Annotated in this window: 9 protein-coding genes and 1 pseudogene; 7 read left to right on the forward strand and 3 right to left on the reverse strand. The window is 70.7% G+C overall.

The genetic code is table 11. The features are described from left to right. Positions 1 to 100: 100 nt before the first annotated feature. On the forward strand, positions 101 to 1,519 hold the full coding sequence (locus OG936_RS25920) for a sugar porter family MFS transporter (protein ID WP_406497836.1): 1,419 nt from the start codon (positions 101 to 103) through the stop codon (positions 1,517 to 1,519). A gap of 10 nt (positions 1,520 to 1,529) precedes the next feature. On the opposite strand, the gene OG936_RS25925 is transcribed toward OG936_RS25920, so the two are convergent. Both OG936_RS25925 and OG936_RS25930 read right to left on the reverse strand, forming a co-directional pair. Continuing rightward, entirely contained in the window at positions 1,530 to 2,504 is a 975-nt protein-coding gene (locus OG936_RS25925; protein WP_406497838.1) for an LLM class flavin-dependent oxidoreductase, read from the reverse strand. Between the two features lie 58 nt (positions 2,505 to 2,562). Further along, positions 2,563 to 3,559, reverse strand: a pseudogene (locus OG936_RS25930) (cytosine permease). A 109-nt stretch (positions 3,560 to 3,668) separates the two neighbouring features. Between OG936_RS25930 and ftsY the strand changes: the two are divergent. Continuing rightward, entirely contained in the window at positions 3,669 to 4,877 is a 1,209-nt protein-coding gene (ftsY, locus tag OG936_RS25935) for a signal recognition particle-docking protein FtsY (RefSeq protein WP_266748910.1), read from the forward strand. A gap of 124 nt (positions 4,878 to 5,001) precedes the next feature. Here the strand turns inward: ftsY and OG936_RS25940 are convergent, their stop codons facing one another. Further along, positions 5,002 to 5,661 (reverse strand): bifunctional DNA primase/polymerase, encoded by a 660-nt coding sequence (locus OG936_RS25940; protein ID WP_406497840.1) that lies wholly within the window; start codon positions 5,659 to 5,661, stop codon positions 5,002 to 5,004. 422 nt (positions 5,662 to 6,083) lie between these two features. Here OG936_RS25940 and OG936_RS25945 point away from each other — a divergent pair, with 422 nt between their 5' ends. The 5 genes from OG936_RS25945 to ffh all read left to right on the forward strand — a co-directional run bounded on the left by OG936_RS25945 (position 6,084) and on the right by ffh (position 13,989). Beyond that, positions 6,084 to 7,559 carry a hypothetical protein gene (locus OG936_RS25945; protein ID WP_406497841.1) on the forward strand — a complete coding sequence of 492 codons (1,476 nt, stop codon included), beginning with the start codon at positions 6,084 to 6,086 and terminating at the stop codon, positions 7,557 to 7,559. 384 nt (positions 7,560 to 7,943) lie between these two features. Next, positions 7,944 to 9,299: an ammonium transporter gene (locus tag OG936_RS25950; RefSeq protein ID WP_406500611.1), complete on the forward strand. Its 1,356-nt coding sequence runs from the start codon at positions 7,944 to 7,946 to the stop codon at positions 9,297 to 9,299. Then, on the forward strand, positions 9,296 to 9,634 hold the full coding sequence (locus tag OG936_RS25955; RefSeq protein ID WP_383751515.1) for a P-II family nitrogen regulator: 339 nt from the start codon (positions 9,296 to 9,298) through the stop codon (positions 9,632 to 9,634). Before OG936_RS25950 ends, OG936_RS25955 begins: the two co-directional genes overlap by 4 nt. 104 nt (positions 9,635 to 9,738) lie before the next feature. Beyond that, a complete protein-coding gene (locus OG936_RS25960) occupies positions 9,739 to 12,198 on the forward strand; it encodes a [protein-PII] uridylyltransferase (RefSeq protein WP_406497843.1) in 2,460 nt (819 codons plus the stop codon). 240 nt (positions 12,199 to 12,438) lie between these two features. Beyond that, on the forward strand, positions 12,439 to 13,989 hold the full coding sequence (ffh, locus tag OG936_RS25965; RefSeq protein WP_383751520.1) for a signal recognition particle protein: 1,551 nt from the start codon (positions 12,439 to 12,441) through the stop codon (positions 13,987 to 13,989). Positions 13,990 to 14,138: the final 149 nt, after the last annotated feature.

The following is a 14,138-nucleotide window of genomic DNA, read 5'->3' on the forward strand; positions in this document are numbered from 1 at the left end:
TGGTGGCAGGAGTGGAGTTATGCGCCACTTGGAAGGGCTTACCCCCTCAGTTCGGAGCTCGCCCCACACCTGACGACGCGGCCAGGCATCAGGAGTTCACGTGACCAGCACAGCGCAGGGACCGGCGTCCGGAGCCCGAGGGGCCCACCCGGACCACCTGGGCCATGTCATCTTCATCACGGCGGCCGCGGCGATGGGTGGCTTCCTGTTCGGCTACGACAGCTCCGTCATCAACGGCGCCGTCGAGGCGATCCGCAGCCGGTACGACATCGGCTCGGCAACGCTCGCCCAGGTCATCGCCATCGCGCTGATCGGCTGTGCGATCGGCGCGGCCACGGCGGGCCGCATCGCCGACCGCATCGGCCGCATCCGCTGCATGCAGATCGCCTCCGTGCTCTTCACCATCAGCGCCCTCGGCTCCGCGCTCCCGTTCGCCCTCTGGGACCTGGCGATGTGGCGCATCATCGGCGGTTTCGCCATCGGTATGGCCTCGGTGATCGGCCCGGCGTACATCGCGGAAGTCTCGCCGCCCGCCTACCGCGGCCGGCTCGGCTCCTTCCAGCAGGCCGCGATCGTCATCGGCATCGCCATCTCCCAGCTGGTCAACTACGGCATTCTGCAGCTCGCCGACGGGGACCAGCGCGGCAGGATCGGCGGCATCGAGGCCTGGCAGTGGATGCTCGGCGTGATGGTCGTCCCCGCCGTTCTCTACGGGCTCCTCTCGTTGGCGATCCCCGAGTCGCCGCGGTTCCTGATCTCGGTCGGCAAGAAGGACCGGGCCCGGAAGATCCTGGCGGAGGTCGAGGGCAAGGGCGTCGACCTCGACGCCCGGGTGACCGAGATCGAGACCGCCATGCACCGGGAGCACAAGTCCAAGTTCACGGACCTGCTGGGCAGCCGCTTCGGCTTCCTGCCGGTCGTCTGGGTCGGTATCGGCCTGTCGGTCTTCCAGCAACTCGTCGGCATCAACGTGGCGTTCTACTACTCGGCGACGCTCTGGCAGTCCGTCGGCATCGACCCGTCGGCCTCGTTCCTGTACTCGTTCACCACGTCGATCATCAACATCATCGGTACCGTCATCGCGATGGTGCTGGTGGACCGGGTGGGCCGCAAGCCGCTCGCGCTGGTCGGCTCCACCGGTATGGCCATCGCCCTCGCCTTCGAGGCATGGGCCTTCTCCGCTCCCCTGGTCGGCGGCAAACTGCCCCACACCCAGGGCATCGTGGCGCTCGTCGCCGCCCATGTGTTCGTGCTCTTCTTCGCCCTGTCGTGGGGCGTCATCGTCTGGGTCTTCCTCGGTGAGATGTTCCCGAACAAGATCCGCGCCGCCGCGCTCGGCGTCGCCGCGTCCGCGCAGTGGATCGCCAACTGGGTGATCACCGCGAGCTTCCCGAGCCTGGCCGACTGGAACCTGTCGGGCACGTACATCATCTACGCGTGCTTCGCCACGCTCTCGATCCCCTTCGTGCTCAAGTTCGTGAAGGAGACCAAGGGCAAGGCGTTGGAGGAGATGGGCTGATCCCCGCCGGTCAGGGGCGGGGGTGCCCGATCGCCTCGCAGAAGAGCCGCAGACTGCGCCACCCCTCCTCGACCGGCATCCCGCCACACAGCGGATGCAGCACCAGGCTGTCCAGTTCCCCGGCCGCCCCGGCGCACTCCTCCGGTGTGACGACCCGGTAGACCCCTTCGTCCCGCAGTTCCGCCACGGTCGTCGCCGCCGAACGCACAGCCGAGCGGATGTCCTTGGACTGCCAGGAGGCATACGTACGCGCCTCGTGCAGGAAGTGTTCGCCATACGTGGCCCATGTCCGGTCCGGGTCCTCGGACACATGGACCAGCGGCGTTGCGGCGGACGGCATCATGCAGAAGCCGTCCGTCCCGAACTCCGCACGCCGCTCGTGGTAGTACGCCTCCAGTTCCGGCAGATGCGCGCTCGGGAAGAGCGGCAGCCCCAACCGGGCCGCCCGTCGGGCCGCCGCCCGCGAGCTGCCGCCCACCAGCAGCAGCGGATGCGGCTGGGTGTACGGGCGCGGCGTGACCCGGACCGTACGGCCCCGGTACGGGAACGGCTCCCCGGTCCACGCCCGCAACAGGGTCTCCAGGAGCTCGTCCTGGAGCCTGCCGCGCCGGCCCCATTCGACGCCCGCCCGTTCGTACTCCTCGGGCCGGTAGCCGATCCCCGCCACCGTGACCAGCCGTCCCGCGCTCAGCAGGTCCAGGACCGCGATGTCCTCGGCCAGCCGCAGTGGATCGTGCAGCGGGCCGATGACCGCCGAGACGGTGACCGCGATCCGGCGGGTGGCGCCGAAGACCGAACCCGCGAAGACGAAGGGGGAGGGCAGCCAGGAGTTGGCGGCGCCGTGGTGTTCCTCGGTCTGTACGGTGTCGACGCCGTGCCCGTCGGCGTACGCGGCCATCTCCAGCGCCGCGCGGTAGCGGGCCGAGAGCGACTCGGGGGTGGCGGCGGGATCGACCAGATTGAACCGGACCACGGTGAACGCCATGGCACTTGGCCCCTTCGTCGGGCGGACTCGGCGAGGCGGGACACTAGCTGACGCAGCGTCAGAAGTGTAGGGGTGCGTCACTCCGGGGTCCGCCCCCGCGGCCCCGTTCGGCGGGCCGCGGCAGGAGTGCGTACAGCGCGGCGGAGACGACGATCGTGGCCGTCCAGCCCAGCCCGTGGCGCCCGATCCAGCCGTCCGCGAACGGTCCGGAGAACCACTCCACGCCGGTGAGGAGCAGGCCCGCCACCAGGCCCGTCGCCCACGCGGCCACGGCCGAGGCGGCGAAGCCTCCCGTGTGCCAGGGCGCTGGACGGCGTGGTGTCCAGGAGCGCCGCCGGATCGTATGTACGTCCCCGCAGCTGATCCACGCCGAAGACGCCGATCCAGGCCGGGAACGTCACTGCGAGCAGCGTCAGAAAGGAGACGAAGGAACCCATGAAGCCCGCCGCCGTCATCATCAGCAATGCGCCCAGGAACAGGCTGATGACGGCATTCACCCCGACCGCCCACGCGCGGGGGATCAGCACGAGAACGCTGAAGCAGCCGAAGAGGTACGTCGACCAGGTGGGGCACGCCCGCAGGGCGCGCACGCCCAGCCCCGACACCAGGAAGCTGATCCCCGCGAACGCGACCAGGGTCACCATGATCAGGGTGTTGCTGCTCACGATGCCGAAGAGCAGATTCAGTACGGCGAGCACGGCGTAGGTGCCGGTGATCGCGTTCACCGTCTCCCAGCCCCAGCGGGCGATCCGGATCAGCGCGCCGGGCAGCAGATTGCCGCGCTGGCCGAAGACGGCCCGGGAGAGCGCCATGCCCGGAGCCCCGCCCTCCTTGCCCGCGATCGACACCAGGCCCACCAGGCCGAAGCTTATGACCGGCCCGGCGATCGCGATGGCCGGCACCTGCCAGAAATTCAGTCCGCCGAGGGCGATGAGGCCCGCGCCCATGGTGAGCAGCGGCACGGTCGGGTTCGCGTCGGCCCAGGTGGGGAAGAGGGTCCGGGCCGGGCCGGTGCGCTCGCTCTCGGGGACGGGTTCCAGGCCGCGGGTCTCCACGGACGGGATCGTACCGTTACCCCCAAAAGGTGCATAACGGCCACGGTGATGCGGGGGTGATCCTCCGGGGCGGCCCACGCGGGCGGTCGTGACTGATACTGGGTGGGTTATGGAATTCGTCATCCTTGCTGTAGTCATCGCCCTGGTCGCGGTCGGCGTGATCAGCGGGCTCGTGGTCAGCAGCCGTAAGAAGAAGCAGCTGCCCCCGGCACCGTCGAGCACGCCGACCATCACTCCTCCCGAGCCCCATGTCGGCGAGGAAGCCGAAGTGCCGCGCGAGGAACCGCGCCGCACCATCGAGGAGGTCGGCCCCTCGGTGGCCGAGGCTCCCGTCGAGGAAGCCCCCGAGACCGTCGAGCCGGAGGCGCTCGCCGCCCCCGCCATCGAGGTGCCCGAGCCCACGGCCGGCCGGCTGGTCCGGCTGCGTGCCCGGCTCGCCCGCTCGCAGAACTCCCTCGGCAAGGGGCTGCTCACGCTCCTGTCCCGCGACAACCTCGACGAGGACACCTGGGAGGAGATCGAGGACACCCTCCTCACCGCCGATGTCGGCGTCGCGCCCACCCAGGAACTGGTGGAGCGGCTCCGCGAACGTGTCCGTGTCCTCGGCACCCGTACCCCCGAAGGACTGCGCGCGCTGCTGCGCGAGGAGCTCATCGCCCTGCTCGGCACCGACTTCGACCGTGCGGTCAAGACGGAGAGCGGCGTCGACACCCCGGGCGTCGTGATGGTCGTCGGCGTCAACGGAACCGGCAAGACCACCACCACCGGCAAGCTGGCACGGGTGCTCGTCGCCGACGGCCGTAGCGTCGTGCTCGGTGCGGCCGACACCTTCCGGGCCGCCGCCGCCGATCAGCTCCAGACCTGGGGCGAGCGCGTCGGCGCCCGCACCGTGCGCGGACCCGAGGGCGGCGACCCCGCGTCGATCGCCTTCGACGCGGTGAAGGAAGGCATCGCCGAGGGTGCCGATGTCGTTCTCATCGACACCGCGGGCCGGCTGCACACCAAGACCGGGCTCATGGACGAGCTCGGCAAGGTCAAGCGGGTCGTCGAGAAGCACGGGCCGCTCGACGAGATCCTCCTCGTCCTCGATGCCACGACCGGACAGAACGGCCTGGTGCAGGCCCGGGTGTTCGCCGAGGTCGTCGACATCACCGGCATCGTCCTCACCAAGCTGGACGGCACCGCCAAGGGCGGCATCGTCGTCGCCGTCCAGCGCGAACTGGGCGTACCGGTGAAGCTCATCGGTCTCGGCGAGGGGCCGGACGATCTGGCCCCGTTCGAGCCCGAGGCGTTCGTGGACGCTCTGATCGGCGACTGACACCACCTCGCGCGTACATGTACGTGTACGCGAAGAGCCCGACCGAGGGATGCAGCCGCGGTCGGGCTCTTGTGCTGTGCGCGGCCGCCCGCTATGGGTATGCCTCCGTGCCGGCGGCGGCGGTTCAGCCGCAGAGGGGCGCGCGATGGCAGCTGTACGCCAGCGTGCCCAGCAGCAGCCGCGCCTGCGGCGGCGAGGCCGCCGTGTCCAGCACCGGCGGGCGCAGCCACCGGACGGGGCCGAGGCCGCCCTCGTCGGACGGCGGGGCGGTGATGTGGTAACCGGACCCCAGCGCCCGCAGGTCCAGACCCGCGTCGTCCCAGCCCATCCGGTACAGCAGCTGCGGGAGCTCGGCGGCCGCCCCCGGGGCGACGAAGAACTGCGCCCGCCCGGCCGGTGTCACCGCGACCGGGCCGAGCGGCAGCCCCATCCGCTCCAGGCGCACCAGGGCCCGGCGCCCGGCCGCCTCGGCGACGTCGAGGATGTCGAAGGTGCGGCCCACCGGCAGCAGCATCGAGGCACCCGGCGCCCGGGCCCAGGCATCCGCCGCCGTGTCGAGCGAGGCGCCCGCGGGAACCTCGGGCGCGAAGTTCAGCGGATGGGCGCCGGGCGAGGGGCACCGCGCCTCCCCGCAGGAGCAGCGGCCGGCCGCGGCCCGCGCCCCCGGCGCGACGGCCCAGCCCCACAGCCCTGTGTACTCGGCCACTGCGGTGTACTCGGCCGCGCGGCCGCGACGCCGTGAGCCGGTGCGCATCTCACGGATGCCGCCGATCGTGAAGCCCATGCCCCCTCCAACGGGTCCGGCTCACCGGTGGTTACGACACGGAGTGCGTTCGTGACGCTCCGTCGTCGGTGTCGATCCGTGGTGCGCCGGTGCGCTGGGGGTGGCGCGACATGGTTCGCGCGCCCTGCCGTGCATCACTGCGCCCACTGCTGATCGCCGTGTGTCAAGTGAATCGCGCCCGGCGGGGACGGTGTTCATCCGAAGGGGTGGCGAATGGTGGCGATTCTGTAATCGTCGTCGCCGGGCCGGTGATCGTAGGATTACCGTCGGTACGCGAGCCATGGAAGTATCTGCGCCCATGGGTATGCCCGAGGCAACCCGATTTCCAGTTCGAGCGTATGCAACCTCCGTATGGGCGGCATCGAATCAGGGCATTCTGGTAATGGTTCGCGCGACGGTATTCGGCGGATGGGGGCGTTCCAGTGAGTGGCAGCGGCGCAGGCGATTCGAGTGCCGGTAAGCGCCCCAATGAGCAATTGGGCTCATGGTTCGTGCGCAGCGGCTGGTCGAAGGGCGAACTGGCACGGCAGGTGAACCGCCGGGCGCGCCAGATGGGCGCGCACCACATCAGCACCGACACCTCCCGCGTCCGGCGCTGGCTCGACGGTGAGCAGCCGCGCGAACCGATCCCGCGCATCCTCTCCGAGCTCTTCTCGGAGCGCTTCGGTTCCGTCGTCGCGGTCGAGGACCTCGGACTGCGCTCGGCGCGTCAGTCACCGTCCGTGTCCGGCGTCGACCTGCCCTGGGCGGGCCCGCAGACCGTCGCCCTGCTCAGCGAGTTCTCCCGCAGTGATCTCATGCTCGCCCGCCGCGGGTTCCTCGGTTCCTCGCTCACCCTGGCCGCGGGGCCCGCCCTGATCGAGCCCATGCAGCGCTGGCTGGTGCCCGTCACCGCCAACGAACGCGAGGAGCCGGAGTCGCCCACCGCGGCCCGCCGCCCCTCCCGGCTCTCCGGCCCCGAGCTGGATCTGCTGGAGTCCACCACCGCGATGTTCCGCCAGTGGGACGCGCAGTGCGGCGGCGGACTGCGCCGCAAGGCCGTCGTCGGACAACTCCACGAGGTCACCGACCTGTTGCAGGAATCGCAGCCGGCGGCCACCTCCAAGCGGCTGTTCCGCTGCGCGGCCGAACTGGCGGAGCTGGCCGGCTGGATGAGCTACGACGTCGGCCTCCAGCCCACCGCCCAGAAGTACTTCGTGCTCGCGCTCCATGCCTCGAAAGAGGCCCATGACAAACCGCTCGGTTCGTATGTTCTGTCCAGCATGAGTCGCCAGATGATCCACCTCGGACGGCCCGACGACGCCCTCGAACTGATCCATCTCGCGCAGTACGGCAGCCGGGACTGCGCCACCCCGCGCACCCAGGCCATGCTGTATGCGATGGAGGCCCGCGCGTACGCCAACATGGGTCAGCCCAGCAAGTGCAAACGAGCCGTCCGGATGGCCGAGGACACCTTCGACGACGTCGGGATCGACGGCGAGCCCGAGCCCGACTGGATCCGCTTCTTCTCCGAGGCCGAGCTCAACGGTGAGAACTCCCACTCGTACCGCGACCTTGCCTACGTCGCGGGCCGCAGCCCCACGTACGCCACGCTCGCCGAACCCCTCATGGCGAAGGCCGTCCAGCTCTTCGGCGAGGACGACGAGCACCAGCGGTCGTACGCACTCAACCTGATCGGCCTCGCCACCGTCCACCTCCTCCAGCGCGAGCCCGAACAGTCCACGGTGCTGGCCGAGAAGGCGCTGCTGGTCGCCAAGAAGATCCGCTCCGAACGCGTCAGCACCCGGCTCCGCAAGACCGTCGACACCGCTGCCAGGGACTTCGGGGACATTCCCGAAGTCGCCAGGCTCACCGACCTCCTCACCGAGCAGCTGCCCGAAACCGCCGGAGCGGTCTGAGCGGCCCCCCAGGCCCCGGCCACGACGACCACCCCGCACAGACCGACTTCGGCTCCCCCATCGCCAGGTCAGAGGGTGGTCGGCGTGGCCGGTTCGCGTTGCCGTTCCCGTACGGGAGAGTTCCTGCACAGGAGAGTCGTCACCGCACCGTATGCGGCCGCGGCCGCAGAGCGGGCCCGGCACCGGGTGCGCCACCGCCGGTTCATGGGGCCGTAACACACCGGACCTCTTCGTCACTGCCGTGAAACACCGTGCGGCATCGGCGGAAACCGTGCTGGGCGAATCTCATGGCTCATAACCGGCCCGCACCTTTTCCCAGTGGTCCCGCACGTGGTGCCGCTCATCCCGCCCGCACGCGGCCGCACCGACGACGAGGAGACGCCGATGCCCCCAGGCATCACGACGCTTGCCGCAGACGCCCCGACGCTGTCTGCCGCCAACACCGGGTTCATGCTCGTCTGCTCCGCCCTGGTGATGCTCATGACCCCGGCCCTGGCCTTCTTCTACGGAGGCATGGTCCGCGTCAAGAGCACCCTCAACATGCTGATGATGAGTTTCATCAGCCTCGGGATCGTCACGATCCTGTGGGTGCTCTACGGATTCAGCCTCGCCTTCGGGACCGATATCGGTTCCGTGCTCGGCTGGAGTTCGGACTACGTCGGTCTCAGCGGAATCGGCATCACCCAGCTCTGGGACGGCTACACGATCCCCGTCTACGTCTTCGCCGTCTTCCAGCTGATGTTCGCCGTCCTCACCCCCGCGCTGATCAGCGGCGCCCTCGCCGACCGGGTCAAGTTCACCTCGTGGGCCCTGTTCATCACCCTCTGGGTCACCGTCGTCTACTTCCCCGTGGCCCACTGGGTCTGGGGCGCGGGCGGCTGGCTCTTCGAGCTCGGCGTCATCGACTTCGCCGGTGGTACGGCCGTTCACATCAACGCGGGAGCCGCGGCGCTCGGCGTGATCCTCGTCATCGGCAAGCGCGTCGGCTTCAAGAAGGACCCGATGCGGCCGCACAGCCTGCCGCTCGTCATGCTCGGCGCCGGACTGCTCTGGTTCGGCTGGTTCGGCTTCAACGCCGGCTCGTGGCTCGGCAACGACGACGGCGTCGGCGCGGTCATGTTCGTCAACACCCAGGTCGCCACCGCCGCCGCGATGCTCGCCTGGCTCGGCTACGAGAAGCTCCGCCACGGCTCCTTCACGACCCTCGGCGCGGCCTCCGGCGCGGTCGCGGGCCTCGTCGCCATCACCCCGTCCGGTGGCGCGGTCAGCCCGCTCGGTGCCATCGCGGTCGGTGCCATCGCCGGTGTCCTGTGCGCCATGGCCGTCGGCCTGAAGTACAGGTTCGGCTACGACGACTCCCTCGACGTCGTCGGCGTCCACCTCGTCGGCGGTATCGCGGGCTCCCTCCTCGTCGGCCTCTTCGCCACCGGCGGCGTCCAGTCCGACGCCAAGGGCCTCTTCTACGGCGGCGGCCTCGATCAGCTCGGCAAGCAGGCCGTCGGAGTCTTCGCCGTCCTCGCGTACTCTCTGGTCGTCTCCGCCCTCCTCACCTTCCTCCTCGACAGGACGATCGGGATGCGGGTCGACGAGGACGACGAGATCTCGGGCATCGACCAGGTCGAACACGCGGAGACCGCGTACGACTTCAGCGGAGCGAGCGGCGGCGCGGCCCTGCGCACCACGGCCTCCGCGGCACCGGGCACGACGGCAGCAGCGCAGACCAAGAAGGTGGACGCATGAAGCTCATCACCGCAGTCGTCAAGCCCCACCGGCTCGACGAGATCAAGGAAGCCCTCCAGACCTTCGGCATCCAGGGCCTCACGGTCACGGAAGCCAGCGGATACGGGCGTCAGCGCGGCCACACCGAGGTCTACCGGGGTGCCGAGTACACCGTCGACCTCGTCCCCAAGATCCGCATCGAGGTCCTCGTCGAGGACGAGGACTCCGAACAGCTCATCGATGTTGTCGTGAAGGCCGCCCGAACCGGCAAGATCGGTGACGGCAAGGTCTGGAGCGTGCCGGTCGACACCGCGGTTCGCGTACGGACGGGCGAACGCGGCCCGGACGCCCTCTGACCGACGGCCCTCTGACCGACGGCTGCGAAGGCCGACGAAGGCTTACGGGCTCCGAAGGCCGACGGCCGCCGAAGGCCTACGGCCCCGCAACGAAAGGCAGCCGGGTGACGAGTACCGAAGTGACCACCGAATCCGACGACTCGGAGCCCAGCGGCTACGCGGCGGCCCGGCTGCGCCTCCTCCAGGAGAAGGCGCAGCCCGGGACGCCCCGCCGTGCGGCCCTCGCCGCACTCACCGACGACTGGCTCACCGCGCTGTTCACCGCCGCCGCCGACCGGACCGGCATCCGCGGCGCCGCCCTCGTCGCCGTCGGCGGCTACGGACGCGGTGAACTCTCCCCGCGCAGCGACCTCGACCTCCTGCTCCTGCATGACGGCAACGCCGACGCCGGAGCCATCGCCTCCCTCGCCGACCGCATCTGGTACCCCGTCTGGGACCTCGGCCTCGCCCTCGACCACTCCGTACGCACCCCCGCCGAAGCCCGCAGAACGGCCGGCGAGGACCTCAAGGTCCAGCTCGGACTGCTCGACGCCCGCCCCGTCGCCGGAAACCTCGGCCTCGTCGCCGCCCTGCGCACCGCGGTCCTCGCCGACTGGCGCAACCAGGCCCCCAAACGCCTCCCCGCCCTCGACGAGCTCTGCCGGGAACGCGCCGAACGCCAGGGCGAGCTGCAGTTCCTCCTCGAACCCGACCTCAAGGAGGCCCGCGGCGGGCTGCGCGACGCCACCGCCCTGCGTGCCGTCGCCGCCTCCTGGGTCGCCGACTCCCCCCGCGAGGGCCTCGCCGAAGCCCGCCGCACCCTCCTCGACGCCCGCGATGCCCTCCACCTCACCACCGGCCGCGCCACCGACCGCCTCGGCCTCCAGGACCAGGACCAGGTCGCCACCGCCCTCGGCCTCCTCGACGCGGACGCCCTGCTCCGCCAGGTGTACGAGGCCGCCCGCACCGTCTCGTACGCCACCGACGTCACCTGGCGCGAGGTCCACCGCGTCCTGCGTGCCCGGTCCGTACGCCCCAGGCTGCGCGCCATGCTGGGCGGCGGCAGGACCGCCGCGACCGAGCGCACCCCGCTCGCCGAAGGCGTCGTCGAAGCCGACGGCGAAGTGGTCCTCGCCCGTAGCGCCCGCCCCGAACACGACCCCGTGCTCGTCCTGCGCGCCGCCGCCGCGGCCGCCCAGTCGGAACTCCCGCTCTCCCGCCACGTCGTACGCCACCTCGCCACCACCGCACGCCCACTGCCGGTGCCCTGGCCCGCCGAGGCCCGGGAGGAACTCGTCACCCTCCTCGGCGCGGGCGAGGCGACCGTCCCTGTCTGGGAAGCACTCGAAGCCGAAGGGCTGATCACCCGGCTGCTCCCCGACTGGGAACGTGTCCACTGCCGCCCCCAGCGCAACCCCGTCCACACCTGGACCGTCGACCGGCACCTCGTCGAAGCGGCCGTACGCGCCTCCTCCCTCACCCGCCGCGTCGGCCGCCCCGACCTCCTTCTCGTCGCCGCGCTCCTGCACGACATCGGCAAGGGCTGGCCCGGCGACCACTCCGTCGCCGGTGAGGTCATCGCCCGCGACATGGCCGCGCGGATCGGCTTCGACCAGCACGACGTGGGCGTCATCGCCACCCTCGTACGCCACCATCTGCTGCTCATCGAGACCGCCACCCGGCGCGACCTCGACGACCCGGCGACCGTCCGCTCCGTCGCCACCGTCGTGGGCACCACCGCCACGCTGGAACTGCTGCACGCCCTCACCGAGGCCGACGCACTCGCCACCGGGCCCGCCGCCTGGTCCACCTGGCGCGCCTCCCTCGTCGCCGGCCTCGTTGAACGCGTCGCCGCCGTGCTCGCCGGCCGGGTCCTGGAAGAACCGGAACCCGTCGCGCACAGCGCCGAACACGAACGCCTCGCCATCGAGGCCCTGCGCACCGGCGAACCCGTCCTCGCCCTGCACGCCCAGGCCGAAACCCCGAACGAGGACGGCGAACCGGAACCCGTCGGCGTCGAACTCCTCATCGCCCTCCCCGACCGCCCCGGCGTGCTTCCTGCCGCGGCGGGCGTCCTCGCCCTGCACCGCCTCACCGTGCGGGCGGCCGATCTGCGTGCCGTGGAACTCCCCACCGAACTCGGCGCGGGCGCCGCCGCCGACCTGCTGCTGCTCAGCTGGCGGGTCGCGGCCGCATACGGCTCCCTGCCGCAGGCCTCCCGACTCCGCGCCGACCTCGTACGCGCCCTGGACGGCTCCCTCGACATCCGCGCCCGCCTCGCCGAACGCGAGGCGGCCTACCCGAGGCGGCGCGGAGTGAAGGCCCCGCCGCCGAGGGTGACTGTCGCGGCGGCCGGCTCGCAGCTCGCGACGGTGATCGAGGTACGGGCCCAGGACGCCCCGGGGCTGCTGCACCGGATCGGCCGGGCGCTGGAACAGAGCGGGGTACGGGTACGCAGCGCGCACGTGTCGACGCTGGGGGCGAACGCGGTGGATACGGTCTACGTCACGCGTGAGGACGGCTCGGTGCTGCCGGGTGTGGAGGCCGCGGCACTGGCAAAGGCCCTGGAGGATGCCTTGCGGTGAGGCGTGGGGGACCGTCCTCGCCGTCATGGAACGAATGGGGATGCTTCCCGTCGGCCGGGGGCGCTCCGGCATCCACCGCGTGCGCGCCCGGCGTGGACCCGCTCCCGGCACCCGCGGGGAGTCGTGCGACCGTGGCCGCTGCCCGGGATTTCTCCCGGCAGGGGTCATCGTTTCTCCCGAGCCGGATACCCTGGGGTACCGAATCCACTTTGCCCCCGACCCTGAGGACCGACGAGCGCCGTGTTCGATACTCTCTCCGACCGCCTTGCCGCGACTTTCAAGAACCTCCGGGGCAAGGGCCGCTTGTCCGAGGCGGACATCGACGCCACGGCCCGCGAGATCCGTATCGCCCTGCTCGAAGCAGATGTCGCGCTGCCTGTCGTCCGGTCCTTCATCGCCAAGGTCAAGGAGCGGGCGCGCGGCGCCGAGGTCTCCCAGGCGCTGAATCCGGCGCAGCAGATGATCAAGATCGTCAACGAGGAGCTCGTCGGCATCCTCGGCGGCGAGACCCGGCGGCTGCGGTTCGCCAAGAACCCGCCCACCGTGATCATGCTCGCGGGTCTCCAGGGTGCCGGTAAGACCACCCTCGCCGGAAAGCTCGGCCTCTGGCTCAAGGGCCAGGGCCACTCCCCGCTGCTCGTGGCCTGTGACCTCCAGCGCCCCAACGCTGTCAACCAGCTCAGCGTCGTCGCCGACCGCGCGGGCGTGGCGGTGTACGCCCCCGAGCCGGGCAACGGCGTCGGCGACCCGGTCCAGGTCGCCAAGGACTCGATCGAGCACGCCAGGTCCAAGCAGTACGACGTCGTGATCGTCGACACCGCCGGCCGTCTCGGTATCGACCAGGAGCTGATGCAGCAGGCCGCGGACATCCGCGATGCCGTCAGCCCCGACGAGATCCTCTTCGTCGTCGACGCGATGATCGGCCAGGACGCGGTCAACACCGCCGAGGCCTTCCGCGACGGCGTCGGCTTCGACGGCGTGGTTCTCTCCAAGCTCGACGGTGACGCCCGCGGTGGTGCGGCCCTGTCGATCGCCCACGTCACGGGCAAGCAGGTCATGTTCGCGTCGAACGGTGAGAAGCTCGAGGACTTCGACGCCTTCCACCCCGACCGGATGGCGTCCCGCATCCTCGACATGGGTGACCTGCTCACCCTGATCGAGCAGGCGGAGAAGACCTTCAGCCAGGAAGAGGCCGCCAAAATGGCCTCCAAGCTGGCGTCCAGCAAGGGCAAGGACTTCACGCTCGACGACTTCCTGGCCCAGATGGAGCAGGTCAGGAAGATGGGCTCCATCTCCAAGCTGCTCGGGATGCTGCCCGGCATGGGGCAGATCAAGGACCAGATCAACAACATCGACGAGCGCGACGTGGACCGTACCGCCGCGATCATCAAGTCGATGACCCCGAAGGAGCGCGCCGAGCCGACGATCATCAACGGCTCGCGCCGGGCCCGGATCGCCAAGGGCTCCGGTGTCGAGGTCAGCGCGGTCAAGAACCTGGTGGAGCGGTTCTTCGATGCGCGCAAGATGATGTCGAAGATGGCGCAGGGTGGCGGCATGCCGGGGATGCCCGGGATGCCGGGCATGGGCGGCGGTCCCGGCCGGCAGAAGAAGCAGGTCAAGCAGGCCAAGGGCAAGCGCAAGAGCGGCAACCCGATGAAGCGCAAGGCCGAGGAGCAGGCCGCGGCGGCCCGTCGCGAGCAGGCGGCGGCGCAGGGCGGCGCATTCGGGCTGCCGGCGCAGGACGACAAGAACTTCGAGCTGCCGGACGAGTTCAAGAAGTTCATGGGCTGATCGCCCGACGACATGCGTGAGGGGCGCCCACCGCCGGTGGGCGCCCCTCACGCATGTCGTCGCGTGCTCCGGTGCGGCGTGCCGTCCCGGCCGGGGGTCCGCGCTTCCCTCTCCGGGCCCAGTGGAAGGCCCTACAAGGGGCTATGGGT

This window comes from Streptomyces sp. NBC_00846 (assembly GCF_045207325.1).
GTDB lineage: Bacteria > Actinomycetota > Actinomycetes > Streptomycetales > Streptomycetaceae > Streptomyces.